We start from the raw sequence: 16,262 nt of genomic DNA, 5'->3' as shown, positions 1-16,262 counted from the left end.
GGTCGGGGTCCTCCGGTGTCCTGCTCGGGCGGGCCGCTCAGTCCTGCCCGGCCGGCCTGCCGCTGGTGAGGTCCTCGGCCTTGACGCCGACACCCACGACGGTGGGCGCGCGGCCGGCGGAGTCCTCCGGGCGGCGCTGGGCGGTGGCCCTCGCCTCGTGCCGCGCTCCTTCGGCGGCCGCGGCCTGGCCGGCGGTCACCTCGGCCTCCCCGGGCCGGGCCTCGGGGGCCGAGGCCCGCCGGGAGCGACGCCGGGGCCGGGCCGGCTCGGCGGCCGGCTGCTCCGGGGCCGCGGCCGGCACGGCAGCCTGCGGCGCGGAGGCCGCGCGAGCGGCCGTCGCCGGCGCGGTCGTGCCCTGCTCAGCACCCTCCCCGGTGTCCTGCTCCGTCCCGTCCTGCGTCTCCTCCTCGGCGGCCGGAGCCTGCTGGTCGAAGGCCTCCGCGAGAGTGTCGAGGCTCAGCCTCGGGGCCTCGGCGGGCTCCTCGACGACGGGGGCGTGTCCCTGCGGCAGGTCGATGACCTCGCCGTTGATGGTCAGGCGCGAGCCCGGCTCGGCCGTCGTCGCCTCGGCGGGGCCCTGCTCCGGTGCGGCGGGGGTCTCCCCCGTTCCGTCCTGCTGTCCGTCCTGCTGCTCGGAGGCGGTCTCCGCGCCCTGGCCACGGTTGCGGCTGCGCTTGCCGCGCCGTTTCTTGCGGGAGCGTCCCGAGCCGTCGGGCCGGGGCTCCTCCGCCGGGGCGGACTCCTCGCCCCGGGGCTGCCCGTCCTCGGCGGTCTCCTCGTGGTGGGTGGCGGCCGCGATGGTCGCGAAGGCGGTGCGTGCGGCCTCGGCCCTGGCCTTCTCCGCGGGATCGGGCTCGGCGGCCCGCGACTCGGTCCGGGCGGGCTGCTGCTCGTTCCGGCCCCCGCGGCCGCGCTTGCGCTCCGTGCGGTTCGGCCGCTGGTCGCGGGACTCCCCGGTCGCGCCGCCGGAGCGGCCCTCGAGCGGGTGGTCGTGCACCACGACGCCGCGGCCGGCGCAGTGCTCGCACGGCTCGGAGAACACCTCGAGCAGGCCGGTGCCCATGCGCTTGCGCGTCATCTGCACGAGGCCCAGCGAGGTCACCTCCGCCACCTGGTGCTTGGTGCGGTCCCGGCCCAGGCACTCGACGAGGCGGCGCAGCACGAGGTCGCGGTTGGACTCGAGCACCATGTCGATGAAGTCGATGACGATGATCCCGCCGATGTCCCGCAGCCGCAGCTGCCGCACGATCTCCTCGGCCGCCTCCAGGTTGTTCTTGGTGACGGTCTCCTCGAGGTTGCCCCCGGAGCCGGTGAACTTGCCGGTGTTCACGTCGACGACGGTCATCGCCTCGGTGCGGTCGATCACGAGCGAACCGCCCGAGGGCAGGAAGACCTTCCGCTCGAGCGCCTTCTGGATCTGTTCCTCCACCCGGTAGTTCACGAACAGGTCCTCGTCCTCGTCCCACTTCTTGAGCCGGTCCAGCAGGTCCGGCGCGACGTAGGTCACGTACGCCTCGATGTTGTCCCACGCCTCGTCGCCCTGGACGACCATGGTGGTGAAGTCCTCGTTGAAGACGTCGCGGACCGTCTTGATGGTCAGGTCCGGCTCGGCGTAGAGCATCTCGGGCGGGAGCGTCTTGGTCGACCCGGCCCGCTCCTGGATCTGCTCCCACTGGGCACGCAGCCGGTTGATGTCGTGGGTGAGCTCCTGCTCCGAGGCGCCCTCGGCCGCGGTGCGCACGATGACGCCCGCCCCGTCCGGCAGCCGGTCCTTGAGGATCTTCTTCAGCCGGGCGCGCTCGACGTCGGGCAGTTTCCGCGAGATGCCGGTCATCGACCCGCCCGGGACGTAGACCAGGTACCGGCCGGGCAGGGAGATCTGGCTCGTCAGCCGCGCGCCCTTGTGCCCCACCGGGTCCTTGGTGACCTGCACGAGGACCGAGTCGCCCGACTTGAGGGCGACCTCGATCCGGCGGGGCCCGCCCTCGACCCGCGACGCGTCCCAGTTGACCTCGCCGGCGTAGAGCACGGCGTTGCGGCCCCGGCCGATGTCGATGAACGCGGCCTCCATGGAGGGCAGCACGTTCTGCACCTTGCCCACGTAGACGTTGCCGATCAGCGAGTCCTGCTGGGTGTGCGAGACGAAGTGCTCGGCCAGGACGCCGTCCTCCAGGACGCCGATCTGGATCCGGTTGTCCTTCTGCCGGACCAGCATCTGCCGCTCGACGGACTCGCGCCGGGCCAGGAACTCTGCCTCGGTGATCACCTGGCGGCGGCGCCCGGTCTGACGGGAGTCGCGCCGGCGCTGCTTCTTGGCCTCGAGCCGAGTGGAGCCCTTGACCGCGGTCACCTCGTCGACCGTGGCGGTCTCCGCGGCGCGGGGCGCCCGGACACGGGTCACGGTGTTGGGCGGGTCGTCGTCGTTGCCGCCCACGAGCTCCATGTCGGCCTCGCCGCGGCGGCGGCGACGGCGCCGGCGGCTGGAGACGCCACCACCCGCTCCCTGTCCGGACTCCTCGCCCTCGTCGGCGGTCTCCGCCGTGTCCGCCTCGGACCCGTCGCCCGGGTCCTCGGCGGAGGCGTTCTCCTCCTGCTGGCGGCGCCGCGCCTCCTTGCGGCGGGCGGCACGCTGCTGGGCGGCCTCGCGCAGCTCGTCGAGATCCGGGGCGTGGAACATCAGCGAGGTCGCCGTCACGGCCGGCGACAGTCCCTCGGCCGCGGTCTCCCGAGCCGACTCCTCGTCGTCGTCCTCCTCGGTGCGGGCGTCCCCGTCGGCGCCGGCGTCCCCGGACGAGGCCTGGACGGCGCCCTCCACCACGTCCTGGGGCTGCGGGGCGCCGGTCTGCGCGATCTCTGTCCGCGGAGCCGGGGTCCCGGCCTGCGGGTCCTGGGCCTCCAGGTCCTGGGACTCCGGCTCCTGGGCCTGCGGCTCCCCTGCCTCCGGGTCCTGGGCCTCCGGGTCCTGGGCCTCCGGCTCATGGGCCTCGGGGTCCTGAACCTGCGGATCCTGGGCCTGCTGGTCCTGGGCCTGCGGCTCCCGTGCCTCCGGGTCCTGGACCTGCGGACCCGGGCGCTCGGCGCCGGCCCCCACGTCCTCGGTCTCGCCGGCGGGCTCGATGCCCTCGGCGGCCTCCTCGGCCCCGGGTGTGCCGGGCGCGGGGTGCTCGGGGGCGGTCGCCTCCTCGGCCACCGCCCCGGGGCTCTCGTCCCCGGGAAGCGCCGTTCCGGGCGCGACGTCCAGGGTGTCGGTCCCGGCCGCGTCGACCGTGACCGGCGAGGACTCCGGCGCGGGCGGCGCGGCCTCCGACGGCTCCTCGAGGACGTTCCCCGGCGGGTCGGCCGGGTCCGCGGGGGCCGCGTCCTGCGCCGCCCCCTCCGCTGCCGGGAGCTCCCGGCGAGCGTCGTCCGATGTGTTCTGCTGACCAGCGTCCAGGGCGTCCTGCGCCCCGGCCTGGTTCTCCTGTTCGGGATCCATATACAGCTGTGCTCCTGCCGCGGTACGCCGTCCGTACCCGGTCCCCGCAGCGGCTTGGTCGGCGTTTCGCCGGTGGGGGTCCACGCGGCGGCCAGAAGTCCTGTGCGTACCCGTCGCGTCCCGCACACCTCGCGTACGGGCGGGGACGGCAACGAGCCAGTCGAGTGCTCCGAGCCGCTGCTCACGAGGGCAACGGTCTTGAGCCGACGGCGGACGCGCTCAATCCGTTGAGAGCCGCGGGTCCTGCCGACCTGGGTCGAAGTCCGACTGGGCCGAGATCCCGCGTACGGGCGGGCTCGACCGTGGCCAGTATCTCACAGACGTCCGGGGCCGGACCGGATTGGCCCCGTCACGCCCCGCAATCCCCGGGCGCGGGACCAGGAGGACACCAGGGAGCATCACCTAGGATCGGCGTGTGAACTCCACCCCCTCCGCTCCCGACGACTCCCCCGCGGTGCACCGCGTCCAGGACGCCCGCGCCGACCGCCGCTGGGGCGTCGTGGCCCTCGTGACCGCCGTCCTGGGCTTCTACGGCGCCGCCACGCTGGTGTACGAACGGCTCCAGCTGCTCCTCGACGCCGGGCACCGCACCAGCTGCGACATCAATTCGTGGCTCTCCTGCGGCACGGTCATGCGCACGCCGCAGGCCGAGGCCTTCGGCTTCCCCAATCCGTTCATCGGCATCGTCGCGTACGCGGTCGTCGCCGCCGTGGCGCTGGCGGTGCTGGCCGGCGCGCGGTTCGCCGCCTGGTACTGGTGGGGCCTGCAGATCGGGGTGACCCTCGGCTGGGTGTTCGTGCTCTGGCTGTGGTGGCAGACCACGTTCGAGATCAACGCCCTGTGCCTGTACTGCATGCTCGTGTGGGTGGTGCAGACGGTGCTGGTGGTGCAGACCACGGCCCGGAACCTGCGCGCCGGGGTGCTGCCGGCGCCCGCGAGCGTGGCGCGCGGTGCCGAGCAGTGGGCGTGGTTCGTCTCCGCGGCCCTGCTCGTGCTGGTCTTCGGGACGGTGCTCATCCGGTTCGCCGGGGTGATCCTCCCCGCCTGAGCGTCCGCGATCCGGCAGCCGGGTCTCCCGGGCCGGTCGCTGCACCGACGACGACGGCCTCCGCCCGGTCCGGGCGGNCCGTCGTCGTCGGCGGACCCGGCGTCAGGCGAACCAGATGCCGATCTCCCGCTCGGCGGACTCGACGGAGTCGGAGCCGTGCACGATGTTCTGCTGGACCTTCCCGCCCCAGTCCCGGCCCAGGTCGCCGCGGATCGTGCCCGGCGCGGCGGTGGTCGGCTCGGTGGTCCCGGCCAGGGACCGGAAGCCCTCGACCACCCGGTCGCCCTCGACGACGGCGGCCACGACCGGGCCGCTCAGCATGAACTCGACGAGCGGCTCGAAGAACGGCTTGCCCCGGTGCTCCGCGTAGTGCTGCTCCAGCACCGGCCGTTCGGCGAGCATCAGGCGCAGGTCGACCAGGCGATAGCCCTTCGCCTCGATCCGGGCGAGGACCTCGCCGGTGAGGCCGCGGGCCACGCCGTCGGGCTTGACGAGGACGAGGGTGCGTTCCGTGGTCATGGGGATCCTTCCGGGTGCGGGTCTGGGACGTCGGAGCCCAGCCTAGCCGTCCGGGTGCTCCCGCTCCCACTGCGCCTGGGCGGCGTCGCGCACGGCGTTCTCCCGGTCCAGCCGGGCCCCGGTGCGCACGGCGTACCACCAGGCGAGCACGGACAGACCGCCGACGAAGAACATCGTGGGGAGCACGAAGCCCGTGGCCACGAACACCGCCTGCAGGACCCACCCGACGGCGTACCCCCACGGCCGGCCCAGCACCGCGGGGGCCAGCACCAGGAGCAGGGCGAGCCCGGACCCGCCAGCGAGGATCGCCGTCCGCCCGCCGTCGCCGACGTCGCGGGCGAGGACGCCGTAGGCGGTGAGAGCGGCGAAGAAGGCGATGAACGCCTCCATCACGAGCACGGAGGAGGCGAACATCGTGCGGATCGAGCGCCGCGGCCGGGGGCGGCCCGGCTGCCACTCGCGCTGGGCCCTGGTCATGCGTGCCACGTGGGTCGGTTCCTCTCCTGCGGGTCGGGCGGTCGGTGCGGGGCGCGGGCCACGGTCACAGCCCCAGCAGGGTCCGGGCCTCGCCGACCACGGTGATCGAGCCGGTGACGAGCACGGCGCCGTCGAACTCCGGGCGTGCGGCGGCGTCCTGGACGGCCGCGGTGATCGCGTCGTCGAGCTGGGGCGCGGCGTGCACCACGTCCTCCGGGAAGCCGAGGTCCACGGCGAGGTCCACGAGCTCCTCGGGGTCGACCGCCCGGGGCGAGGAGGATCGGGTGAACCAGAACTCGGTGTTGAACTCCTCGTACTCGTCCAGCAGGACCCGCAGCATGGCCTCGGAGTCCTTCTCCCGGAGCACGCCCACCACCAGGTTGAGCTTGCCGAACGTGAACGCCTCCTTGAGGGCGGATGCCGCGGCCGTGAGCCCGTGCGGGTTGTGCGCGGCGTCGAGGACGACCGGCGGGGCCTTCCGGGCCAGCTCCAGCCGGCCCGGGGACTCGACGGCGCCCAGGCCCGTGCGGACCAGCTCGGGGCCGAGCTCCTTGCCGCCGCCGCCCAGGAAGGCCTCCACGGCTGCGACGGCCAGCGCCGCGTTCTCCGCCTGGTGGGCTCCGAACAGCGGCAGCAGGACCTCCGGGTACCGGCCGGCGAGGCCCTGGATGCTGAGCACCTGCCCGCCCACGGCCGTGGCCCGGGCCTCCACGCCGAACTCGACGCCGCCGAAGCGGAACGGGACCCCGAGCTCCCGGGCCCGCGCGAGGAGCACCTCGGCGGCCTCGGGGTCCTGGGCCGCCGAGACGAGGAAGCCGTCCGGCTTGAGGATCCCAGCCTTCTCGGTGGCGATGTCCTCGAGGGTGTCGCCGAGCATGTCGGTGTGGTCGAGGTCGATCGGGGTGACCACGGACACCACGGCGTCGGCCACGTTCGTGGCGTCCCAGGAGCCGCCGATGCCCACCTCGAGGACGACGACGTCGACCGGCGCGTCCGCGAACACCGCGAACGCGAGCGCCGTGACGGTCTCGAAGTAGCTGAGCCGGGGCTCGCCGCGCTCGGCCAGCTCGGCGTCCACGAAGCCGAGGTACGGGGCGATCTCGCCGTACACGCGCACGAAGGTCTCGTCGTCGACGGGCGCGCCGTCCACGCTGATCCGCTCGGTGACGCGGGTGAGGTGGGGGCTGGTGTAGCGGCCCACCCGCAGGTCGTGGGCGAGCAGCAGGGACTCGATCATCCGCGCGGTCGACGTCTTGCCGTTGGTGCCCGTCAGGTGGATCACGGGAGCGGCCCGCTGCGGCTCGCCGAGCACCTCCATGGACCGCCGCATGGCGTCCAGGCGGGGGGCCATCCGGTTCTCGGGGGCGCGCGCGAGCAGCCGGGCGTAGACCTCCTCGACGGTCGTCGCGCCCCCGGCCTCCGCGAACGGGGCGCTCATGCCTGCACCGTCCCGGCCCCGGTGGTGGCGGGACTGGTCGTCCCGAGGACGGCCACGTCCACGGAGGGCTCACCCACCCGCAGCTCGAGCTCGGTGGCCAGCGTCTCGCCGGCCACGAGCTCCCGGTGGGCCTCGAGGGCGGCGACCGTGCGCTCGTCGGCGGTGACGACGGCGCGGATCCGGTCGGAGACCCGCAGGTCGGCGTCCTTGCGCGCCTGCTGGACGGCCCGCACCATGTCCCGGGCGGTGCCCTCGGCCTCGAGCTCCGGGGTGAGCTCGGTGTCCAGGACCAGGAAGCCGCCGCCGGGCAGGACGGTCACGGCGCGGGACCCGGCCGCGGCGTCCTCGGCCACGACCGTCTCCAGCTCGTACTCGCCCTCGCGCAGGTCGACCCCTCCGGCGGTCACGGTGCCGTCCTCCGCGGTGGACCAGTCCCCGGACTTCGCGGCCCTGATCACGGTCTGCACGCCCTTGCCCAGGCGGGGGCCCGCGGCCCGGGCGTTGACCTTGAGCTGCCGGGAAATGCCGAACTGCTCGGCGGAGGCCTCCGCGGCGTCGAGCAGGGTCACGGACTTCAGGTTGAGCTCGTCGGCGACGATGTGCTCGAAGGTGCCCGCGAGCTCGTCGCCGCCGGGGACGACGACGGTCATCCCGGCCAGCGGCTGGCGCACGCGCAGCTGGTGGGCCTTGCGCAGGGCGGAGCCGCTGGAGCAGATGCTGCGGGTCATCTCCATGCGCGCCACGAGGTCGGCCTCGGCGGGGAACAGCGAGGCGTCCGGCCAGTCGGTCAGGTGCACCGAGCGCCCGGCGGTCAGCCCGCGCCAGATCTCCTCCGTCACGAGGGGCAGCAGCGGGGCGGCCACGCGGCAGACGGTCTCCAGGCACGTGTACAGCACGTCGAACGCGACGGTGTCCTCGTCGAAGAAGCGGTCCCGGGAGCGGCGCACGTACCAGTTGGTGAGCGTGTCCATGTAGGCGCGCAGGTGCTCGGCGGCCCGGGAGACGTCGTAGCGGTCGAAGGCGTCCTCGACGTCCGTCACGAGCCGGCCGGTGGCGGCGAGCACGAAGCGGTCCATCACGTTCCCGGACGCGTGCCGGGTCCCCGCCTCGTAGCCGGCGCCGCCGTCGGCGGCGTTCGTGTAGAGGCCGAAGAAGTGGTACACGTTCCACAGCGGCAGCATCATCTGCCGCACGCCGTCGCGGATGCCCTGCTCGGTGACGACCAGGTTCCCGCCGCGCAGGATCGGGCTGGACATCAGGAACCAGCGCATCGCGTCCGCGCCGTCCCGGTCCAGGACCTCGTTGACGTCCGGGTAGTTGCGCAGCGACTTCGACATCTTCTGCCCGTCCGAGCCCAGCACGATGCCGTGGCTGATGACGTTGCGGAACGCGGGCCGGTCGAACAGCGCGGTGGCCAGGATGTGCAGCGTGTAGAACCAGCCGCGGGTCTGGCCGATGTACTCCACGATGAAGTCGCCCGGGTTGTGGGTCTCGAACCACTCCCGGTTCTCCATCGGGTAGTGCACCTGGGCGTAGGGCATCGACCCGGAGTCGAACCACACGTCCAGCACCTCGGGCACACGGCGCATCGTGGAGCGGCCGGTCGGGTCGTCGGGGTTCGGCCGGGTCAGGTCGTCGATCCACGGCCGGTGCAGGTCCACCTCGCCGCGGTCGTTGCGCGGGAGCCGGCCGAAGTCGCGCTCCAGCTCCGCGAGGGAGCCGTAGACGTCGCGGCGCGGGTGCTCCGGGTCGTCGGACTCCCAGACCGGGATGGGCGAGCCCCAGTAGCGGTTGCGGGAGATCGACCAGTCGCGGGCGTTCTCGAGCCACTTGCCGAACTGGCCGTCCTTGACGTTGTCGGGGATCCAGTTGATCTGCCCGTTGAGCTCGACCATCCGCTCCTTGATCCGGGTGACCTCCACGAACCAGGAGGACACGGCCCGGTAGATCAGCGGATTGCGGCAGCGCCAGCAGTGCGGGTACGGGTGCTCGTAGGTGGCCTGCCGGACCAGCCGGTCCTGGGCCTTGAGGTCCCGGACCACCGTGCGGGCCACCTCCTTGTCGAAGACGTTGCGCCCGGCGATGCCGGCCAGGGGCGCGCCCGGGGCGAGCCGCTCGTCCTCGAAGAGCCGGTAGAAGACCCCGGACTCGTCCAGGGAGAGCACCACGGGGATGTCGTAGCGCGCGCAGACGTTCTGGTCGTCCTCGCCGTAGGCGGGGGCCTGGTGGACGAGGCCGGTGCCGTCGGTCGTCGTGACGTAGTCGGCCACGACGAACTGCCAGGACGTGCCGGTGCCGAAGCGCTCGGCGTCGGCGAAGTAGTCCCAGAGCCGCTGGTAGCGCAGCCCCTCCAGGTCGGCACCGGGGTGCCGGGCCGTCACGGCGGCGGCCGCGGCCGCCGCCGGGTCCTCGGCCGCGTCGTAGCCCAGGTCCTTCGCGTACGCGCCGAGCAGCTCCTCGGCGACCAGGAAGCGCCGGCCTGCGAGTCCGCCGGCGCCGGGGACCACCGCGTAGACGATGTCGGGGCCCACGGCGATCGCCTGGTTGGTGGGCAGCGTCCACGGCGTGGTGGTCCAGGCGAGGGCCTCCACCCCGGCGAGCTCGGCGGCGAGCTCGGGCCGGACCGCCCACGAGGCGTCGTCCAGCACGGGGAAGGTGACGGTGACGGTCTGGTCCTGCCGGTCCTGGTAGACGTCGTCGTCCATCCGCAGCTCGTGGTTGGACAGCGGGGTCTCGTCCTTCCAGCAGTAGGGCAGGACCCGGTAGCCGGAGTACACGAGACCCTTGTCGTCGAGGGCCTTGAACGCCCCGATGACGGACTCCATGTAGTCCGGGTTGAGCGTCTTGTAGTCGTTGTCGAAGTCGACCCAGCGGGCCTGGCGGGTGACGTAGTCCTGCCACTCGGAGGCGTACTTCATCACGGAGGACCGGCAGGCGTCGTTGAACGCCGCGACGCCCATCCGCTCGATCTCCTGCTTGTCCGCCATGCCCAGCTGCTTCATCGCCTCGAGCTCGGCGGGCAGGCCGTGGGTGTCCCAGCCGAAGCGGCGCTCCACCCGGCGGCCCCGCTGGGTCTGGTAGCGGGCCACGAGGTCCTTGACGTAGCCGGTGAGGAGGTGGCCGTAGTGCGGCAGGCCGTTGGCGAAGGGAGGGCCGTCGTAGAAGACGAACTCGTTCGAGCCGTCCCGGCCGGGATCGCGCTGGTCGACGCTGGCCTGGAACGTGCGGTCCTGCGCCCAGTAGGCGAGGACGCGCTCCTCGACGGCCGGGAACGCGGGGGCCGCGGGGACGCCCCGGGACTCGGGGTGGGTGGTCGCCTTGGGGTAGACGGGCTGGTCTGACACGGGGTCCATCCTCGTTCTGACGTCGGTGCTGCTCGTGCGGGTCAGGGTGCAAGGACGCTGCCGGCCGGTCGCCCGGGGCGGAACGCGGTACCACCTCGCTTGCGCCCCGGTCCCCTCGGGGGACGCGGGCCGCCGCTCGTGACTGCTGTGACGGGCTTACCCGTTCGGTTCTACTGGGGCGCGCCCCGTGGCGGGGCGGACCTGTTCCTCCGAAGACTCCCCGGTGATGGCCGGATCGACGCCGTGATGACCGACCCCAGCTTAACCCACCCGGGAGCACTCCGAGGAGTGGCGCCGCCGGCGACCGGGCGCGCCCCGGCGGCCCGGCGTCCGCCGCCGCGCCAGGGAGAGCTACGAGCCGCGGATCAGCTTGTGCGGGGCCGCCTGGGCGACCGGCTTGATCGTCACGGTGTCGAGGTCCACGTGGTGGGGCAGGTTCACCGCGAAGGCGCACACCTGGGCGACGTCCTCGGCGGTGAGGGGCTTCTCCACCCCCGCGTAGACCTGCTCCGCGGCCTCCTGGTCCCCGCCGAGGCGGTTGAGGGAGAACTCCGGGGTGTGCACGAGGCCCGGGGCGATCTCGACGACGCGCACGTTGTGCTCGGCCTCCTCGAGCCGCAGCGCCTCCGTCATGGCCCGCTCGGCGAACTTCGCGGCGTTGTAGCCGCCGCCGCCCTCGTAGGCCCGGTGGGCGGCCAGGGACGTGAGGTTCAGGACGGTGCCCTCGCCGTTCTCGCGCAGGGCGGGGAGGAACGCCCGCGTGAGGCGCATCGTGCCGAGCACGTTCACCTGGTACATCCAGTCCCAGTCCTCGGTGGCGGCGTCCGCCACGCGGTCGGTGCCGCGGGCGCCGCCGGAGATGTTGAGCAGCGCGTCCACGCGGCCCTGCTCCCCGAGCACCCGGTCCCGCAGGGCGGCGACGTCGGCGTCCGAGGTGATGTCGCACGGCGCGGGGACGGCCCCGGTCTCCCGGGCGAGCGCTTCGAGACGTTCGGCCCGGCGGGCCACCGCGTAGACGGTCCAGCCGCTCCGGCGCAGCTCGCGCGCGGTGGCCTCGCCGATGCCGGTCGACGCGCCCGTGACGACGGCGACCCGGCCGGTGTGCGTGGTGGGGTTCTGCTGATCGGTCATGGGCCCCACGCTAGCCGCAGCCCGGGTCCGGCCCAAGCACCGGGGCGTCGGCACCTGCGCCGGGGCCCGTGAGAGACTGGTCGGCATGGCTGACAACACGCAGGGCACAGACACGCCCGGAACCGCACCCGAGACCACGCCCGCCACGACCCCCGTGACCGTCCCCGACAAGCCCGCGCTGGAGGGACTGGAGCAGACGTACTCGCGGAAGTGGCGCGAGGAGGGCACCTTCGCCTTCGACGAGGACACGACCCGCGAGCAGGTCTACTCGATCGACACTCCCCCGCCGACCGCCTCGGGCTCCCTGCACGTCGGCCACATGTTCTCCTACACGCAGACGGACGTGATCGCCCGCTTCCAGCGGATGCGCGGCAAGAACGTCTTCTATCCGCTGGGCTGGGACGACAACGGCCTGCCCACCGAGCGCCGCGTGCAGAACTACTACGGCGTGCGCTGCGAACCCACCCGGCCCTACGTCGAGGGCTACCGCCCGCCGGAGAAGCCCGCGAAGAACCAGCGCGACTGGGACGTGGTGTCCCGCAAGAACTTCATCGAGCTGTGCGAGGAGCTGGCGGTCGAGGACGAGAAGGTCTTCGAGCACCTCTTCTCCACGCTGGGCCTGTCCGTGGACTGGACCCGCACCTACCGCACCATCGACGACCGCTCCCGGGCGGTCTCCCAGCGGGCGTTCCTCGAGGACCTGGCGGCCGGCAACGCCTACATGGCCGAGGCACCGACCCTGTGGGACGTGACCTTCCGCACCGCCGTGGCCCAGGCCGAGCTCGAGGACCGGGAGCGCGAGGGCTTCTACCACCGGGTCGCCTTCCACCGTCCCGACGGCGGGACCGTCCACATCGAGACCACCCGTCCCGAGCTGCTCCCGGCGTGCGTGGCCCTCGTGGCCCACCCGGACGACGAGCGCTACCAGCCGCTGTTCGGCACCACCGTGCGCTCCCCGCTGTTCGACGTCGAGGTCGAGGTCCGGGCGCACCCGCTGGCCAAGCCGGACAAGGGCTCCGGGATCGCGATGATCTGCACCTTCGGCGACCTCACCGACGTCACCTGGTGGCGGGAGCTGGACCTGCCGACCCGCGCCGTGGTCGGCCGCGACGGCCGCTTCGCGAGCGAGACCCCCGAGTGGATCGCCGCCGGGGCCCCTGCCGAGCGCTACGCCGAGGTGGCCGGCAAGACGGTGTTCTCGGCCCAGCAGGCCGTCGTGGACCTGCTCCGCGCCTCCGGCGACCTCGAGGGCGAGCCGCAGAAGGTCGTGCACCCGGTGAACTTCTACGAGAAGGGCGACAAGCCCCTCGAGGTCGTCACCTCCCGCCAGTGGTACATCCGCAACGGCGGCCGCGACGCCGACCGGCGCGAGGCCCTGCTCGGACGCGGGCGCGAGATGGACTGGCACCCCGCGTTCATGCGCTCCCGGTACGAGAACTGGATCGAGGGCCTGCACGGCGACTGGCTGATCTCCCGCCAGCGCTTCTTCGGGGTGCCGTTCCCGGTCTGGTACCGGCTCGACGGCGACGGCAACCCGGACTACGACGCCCCCCTCCTGCCCGGCCACGACCAGCTGCCGGTGGACCCGGCCGCCGAGCCCGCCCCCGGCTTCGACGAGTCCCAGCGGGACCGGCCGCACGGCTTCACCGGCGACCCGGACGTGCTCGACACCTGGGCCACGTCCTCCCTGACGCCCCAGATCGCCACCGGTTGGGCGTTCGACGAGAAGCTGCACGCCAACACCTTCCCGATGGACCTCCGCCCCCAGGGGCACGACATCATCCGCACCTGGCTCTTCTCGACGGTCGTGCGCTCGGAGTCGCTGGCCGGCACGGTGCCCTGGACCAACACCGCGCTCTCCGGGTGGATCCTCGACCCGGACCGGAAGAAGATGTCCAAGTCCAAGGGCAACGTGGTGGTGCCCACGGAGGTGCTCGAGACCTACGGCGCCGACGCCGTGCGGTACTGGGCCGCGTCCGCCCGCCTCGGCGCGGACACCGCCTACGACGAGGGGCAGATGAAGATCGGCCGCCGACTGGCCATCAAGCTGCTCAACGCCTCGAAGTTCGTCCTGGCCCAGGGGGTCACGGAGGCCTCCGTGCTCGGCGCCGGGGCGTCGGCGGACGTCGTGACCGACGCCGTCGACCGGGCGCTGCTCGCCCAGCTGGCCACGGTCGTGGACCGCGCCACCCGGGCGTTCCAGGACTACGAGTACGCCCGCGCCCTGCAGCTGACCGAGCAGTTCTTCTGGACCTTCACGGACGACTACGTGGAGCTCGTGAAGGACCGTGCCTACGGTGCCCGCGGCGACGCGGCGCAGGCGTCCGTGCACGCCGCGCTCGCCACGACCCTCGACGCGCTGCTGCGCCTGTTCGCCCCCGTCCTGCCGTTCGCCACGGACGAGGTCTGGTCGTGGTGGCGCTCCGGGTCCGTGCACCGTGCCGACTGGCCGGGTGTGGAGGGCTTCGCCGACGCCGTGACCGACGCCGACCCGGAGGTCCTCACCACCGTCGGCGAGGCGCTGTCCGGGCTGCGCAAGGCGAAGTCCGAGGCGAAGGTCAAGCAGCGCACCGAGGTGCGCTCGGCGACCATCACGGCCCCCGCCCAGGACGTCGCCCGCCTCGAGGCGGGACTGGGCGACCTGAAGGCGGCCGGCAACGCTGCGGAGCTCACCCTCGTGGCCGCTGAGGAGGGCATGAGCGTGCGCGACGTCGAACTGGCCCCCGCCGAGGAGCCCGCCCGCTAGCCGTCCGCGGTGCTCCGGATCCGTCCCGGGACGGGTCAGGAGAAGTCCGGGCCCTTCTCGCGGCCCCGCTTGAGCTCGTAGAAGCCCGGGTAGGAGGCCAGGGCCAGCGCCCCGTCCCAGACCCGCGCGGCCTCGTCGCCCTTCGGCGCCGGGGTGAAGACGGGGCCGAAGAAGCCCACGCCGTTGACCGCGATGCACGGGGTCCCGATGTCCTCCCCGGCGACCGCCTGGGCGGCCTCGGTGGAGGCGCGCAGCGCGTCGTCGAACTCCGTGGAGTCCTTGGCCGCGGCGAGCTCCGCGGGCAGGCCGACCTCCTCGAGCGACTCGGTGATGATCCGCTCCAGGTCCTCCACGCCCCCGGGGTGCCGACGGGTGCCCATGGCGTCGTAGAGCTTCTTGCGGTACTCGCCGCCGTGGGCCCGGGACGCCGCCTCGACCACGCGCACGAGCCACATCGACTCGACGTGGCCGTGGTGGTGGTTGTCCGCGTTGTCCTCGTTGAGGATGCCCAGCGAGATGATCCGCCAGTCCACCTCGACGTCGCGCAGGCGCTCGACGTCCTCCATCCAGCGGGAGGTCATCCAGGCCCAGGGGCACAGGGGGTCGAACCAGAACTCCACCTTGTCCGTCATCAGCTTCCTCTCCTACGGGCGTCCGCCGGGGTGGCGGACACGTCACCGGGTAGAAGCCACGGCTCAGGCGGTTTTGTTCCGGCTCTGCTCCTCGCGGATCATCTCGTGCGTGATGACCTCCGGCTCGGCCTCCTTGGCCACGGCCTCCGCCGTGACCAGCACGGCGGCGATGTCGTCCCGGCTGGGCAGCTCGAACATCACCGGCTGCAGCACGTCCTCGAGGATGGCGCGCAGCCCGCGGGCGCCCGTGCCCCGCTGGATCGCGAGCTCGGCGACGGCGGTCAGCGCCTCGGGGTCGAACGTCAGCTCGACGCCGTCCAGCTGGAACATCTTCTTGTACTGCTTCACGAGCGCGTTGCGCGGCTCCGTGAGGATGCGGGTGAGGTCGGGGACCGTCAGCTCGCGCAGGGTGGTCACCACCGGCAGCCGGCCGATGAGCTCGGGGATCAGGCCGAACTTCAGCAGGTCCTCCGGCATGACGTCGGCCATCACCTCGTCCCGCGGCCCGCTCCGGCGCAGCTCCGCGCCGAAGCCGATGCTGGTGCGCCCGGCCCGGGAGCCCACGATGTCCTCGAGCCCGGCGAACGCGCCGGCGACGACGAAGAGGACGTTCGTGGTGTCGATCTGGATGAACTCCTGCTGGGGGTGCTTGCGGCCGCCCTGCGGGGGCACCGAGGCCACGGTTCCCTCGAGGATCTTCAGCAGCGCCTGCTGCACGCCCTCGCCCGAGACGTCGCGGGTGATCGAGGGGTTCTCGGACTTGCGCGAGATCTTGTCGATCTCGTCGATGTAGATGATGCCCGTCTCGGCCCGCTTGACGTCGTAGTCCGCGGCCTGGATGAGCTTGAGCAGGATGTTCTCGACGTCCTCGCCCACGTAGCCGGCCTCGGTCAGGGACGTGGCGTCGGCGACCGCGAAGGGGACGTCGAGCTTGCGGGCCAGCGACTGCGCCAGGTACGTCTTGCCCGAGCCGGTGGGCCCGACAAGCAGGATGTTGGACTTGGCGATCTCGACGTCCTCGTCGCCGGCCGCCGTGGCCAGGGACAGGGGCTTGCCGTTCTCACCGGCCCGGACCCGCTTGTAGTGGTTGTACACCGCGACGGCCAGTGCGCGCTTGGCGGTCTCCTGGCCGATGACGTACTGGTGCAGGTGTTGGTAGATCTCGTGGGGTGTGGGGAGCTCCTGCTGCTCGAGGTCCTTGACCTCGCTCAGCTCCTCCTCGATGATCTCGTTGCACAGCTCGATGCACTCGTCGCAGATGTAGACGCGCGGGCCCGCGATGAGCTTGCGGACCTGCTTCTGGCTCTTGCCGCAGAAGGAGCACTTGAGCAGGTCCGCGGTCTCGCCGATGCGCGCCATGAATCAGTCCTCGGGTCGGGGTACGGGAATCCTCGTCCAGGATAGGCGAGGACCGGGCGCGGCCCCAACACCACGACGCCCCGGTGCGCCACG

The 16,262-nt window shown here is 72.8% G+C and carries 10 protein-coding genes; 2 read left to right on the top strand and 8 right to left on the bottom strand.

What is annotated here, in order from left to right:
* Positions 1–37 precede the first annotated feature (37 nt).
* A complete protein-coding gene (locus ACH9D3_RS00785) occupies positions 38–3,475 on the bottom strand; it encodes an Rne/Rng family ribonuclease (protein ID WP_396409490.1) in 3,438 nt (1,145 codons plus the stop codon).
* A 415-nt stretch (positions 3,476–3,890) separates the two neighbouring features.
* On the opposite strand from ACH9D3_RS00785, the gene ACH9D3_RS00780 reads away from it, so the two are divergent.
* Positions 3,891–4,523 carry a vitamin K epoxide reductase family protein gene (locus ACH9D3_RS00780; protein ID WP_396409489.1) on the top strand — a complete coding sequence of 211 codons (633 nt, stop codon included), beginning with the start codon at positions 3,891–3,893 and terminating at the stop codon, positions 4,521–4,523.
* A 102-nt stretch (positions 4,524–4,625) separates the two neighbouring features.
* Here the strand turns inward: ACH9D3_RS00780 and ndk are convergent, their stop codons facing one another.
* From ndk to ACH9D3_RS00755, 5 genes are all read right to left on the bottom strand, one after another.
* Positions 4,626–5,042 (bottom strand): nucleoside-diphosphate kinase, encoded by a 417-nt coding sequence (gene ndk, locus ACH9D3_RS00775; protein WP_396400945.1) that lies wholly within the window; start codon positions 5,040–5,042, stop codon positions 4,626–4,628.
* Between the two features lie 42 nt (positions 5,043–5,084).
* Positions 5,085–5,519: a DUF4233 domain-containing protein gene (locus tag ACH9D3_RS00770; RefSeq protein WP_396409491.1), complete on the bottom strand. Its 435-nt coding sequence runs from the start codon at positions 5,517–5,519 to the stop codon at positions 5,085–5,087.
* A 64-nt stretch (positions 5,520–5,583) separates the two neighbouring features.
* On the bottom strand, positions 5,584–6,957 hold the full coding sequence (locus tag ACH9D3_RS00765; RefSeq protein WP_396409488.1) for a glutamate ligase domain-containing protein: 1,374 nt from the start codon (positions 6,955–6,957) through the stop codon (positions 5,584–5,586).
* Complete coding sequence (ileS, locus tag ACH9D3_RS00760) at positions 6,954–10,310, bottom strand: isoleucine--tRNA ligase (protein ID WP_396409487.1); 3,357 nt, start codon at positions 10,308–10,310, stop codon at positions 6,954–6,956. Before ileS ends, ACH9D3_RS00765 begins: the two co-directional genes overlap by 4 nt.
* A gap of 342 nt (positions 10,311–10,652) precedes the next feature.
* Positions 10,653–11,432: an SDR family oxidoreductase gene (locus ACH9D3_RS00755; RefSeq protein ID WP_396400948.1), complete on the bottom strand. Its 780-nt coding sequence runs from the start codon at positions 11,430–11,432 to the stop codon at positions 10,653–10,655.
* Positions 11,433–11,517: 85 nt separating this feature from the next.
* Here ACH9D3_RS00755 and valS point away from each other — a divergent pair, with 85 nt between their 5' ends.
* Positions 11,518–14,178 (top strand): valine--tRNA ligase, encoded by a 2,661-nt coding sequence (gene valS / locus ACH9D3_RS00750; RefSeq protein WP_396409486.1) that lies wholly within the window; start codon positions 11,518–11,520, stop codon positions 14,176–14,178.
* Between the two features lie 35 nt (positions 14,179–14,213).
* Here valS and ACH9D3_RS00745 read toward each other — a convergent pair whose 3' ends face one another.
* Both ACH9D3_RS00745 and clpX read right to left on the bottom strand, forming a co-directional pair.
* Positions 14,214–14,810, bottom strand: coding sequence for a mycothiol-dependent nitroreductase Rv2466c family protein (locus tag ACH9D3_RS00745; protein WP_396400950.1), 597 nt, complete (start codon positions 14,808–14,810; stop codon positions 14,214–14,216).
* Positions 14,811–14,873: 63 nt separating this feature from the next.
* Complete coding sequence (clpX, locus tag ACH9D3_RS00740) at positions 14,874–16,169, bottom strand: ATP-dependent Clp protease ATP-binding subunit ClpX (RefSeq protein WP_396400951.1); 1,296 nt, start codon at positions 16,167–16,169, stop codon at positions 14,874–14,876.
* Positions 16,170–16,262 lie beyond the last annotated feature (93 nt).

This window comes from Kocuria kalidii, assembly GCF_044462225.1.
Classification (GTDB): domain Bacteria; phylum Actinomycetota; class Actinomycetes; order Actinomycetales; family Micrococcaceae; genus Kocuria; species Kocuria kalidii.
This window is presented reverse-complemented; position numbering and strand designations above follow the sequence as displayed.

What these genes read in the sequence shown, in the direction of transcription:
- ACH9D3_RS00785 (WP_396409490.1), bottom strand. Translation starts at nt 3,475, where the DNA reads ATGGATCCCGAACAGGAGAACCAGGCCGGGGCGCAGGACGCCCTGGAC.
- ACH9D3_RS00765 (WP_396409488.1), bottom strand. Translation starts at nt 6,957, where the DNA reads ATGAGCGCCCCGTTCGCGGAGGCCGGGGGCGCGACGACCGTCGAGGAG.
- ileS (WP_396409487.1), bottom strand. Translation starts at nt 10,310, where the DNA reads ATGGACCCCGTGTCAGACCAGCCCGTCTACCCCAAGGCGACCACCCAC.
- ACH9D3_RS00745 (WP_396400950.1), bottom strand. Translation starts at nt 14,810, where the DNA reads ATGACGGACAAGGTGGAGTTCTGGTTCGACCCCCTGTGCCCCTGGGCC.
- ACH9D3_RS00770 (WP_396409491.1), bottom strand. Translation starts at nt 5,519, where the DNA reads ATGACCAGGGCCCAGCGCGAGTGGCAGCCGGGCCGCCCCCGGCCGCGG.
- ndk (WP_396400945.1), bottom strand. Translation starts at nt 5,042, where the DNA reads ATGACCACGGAACGCACCCTCGTCCTCGTCAAGCCCGACGGCGTGGCC.
- ACH9D3_RS00755 (WP_396400948.1), bottom strand. Translation starts at nt 11,432, where the DNA reads ATGACCGATCAGCAGAACCCCACCACGCACACCGGCCGGGTCGCCGTC.
- valS (WP_396409486.1), top strand. Translation starts at nt 11,518, where the DNA reads ATGGCTGACAACACGCAGGGCACAGACACGCCCGGAACCGCACCCGAG.
- clpX (WP_396400951.1), bottom strand. Translation starts at nt 16,169, where the DNA reads ATGGCGCGCATCGGCGAGACCGCGGACCTGCTCAAGTGCTCCTTCTGC.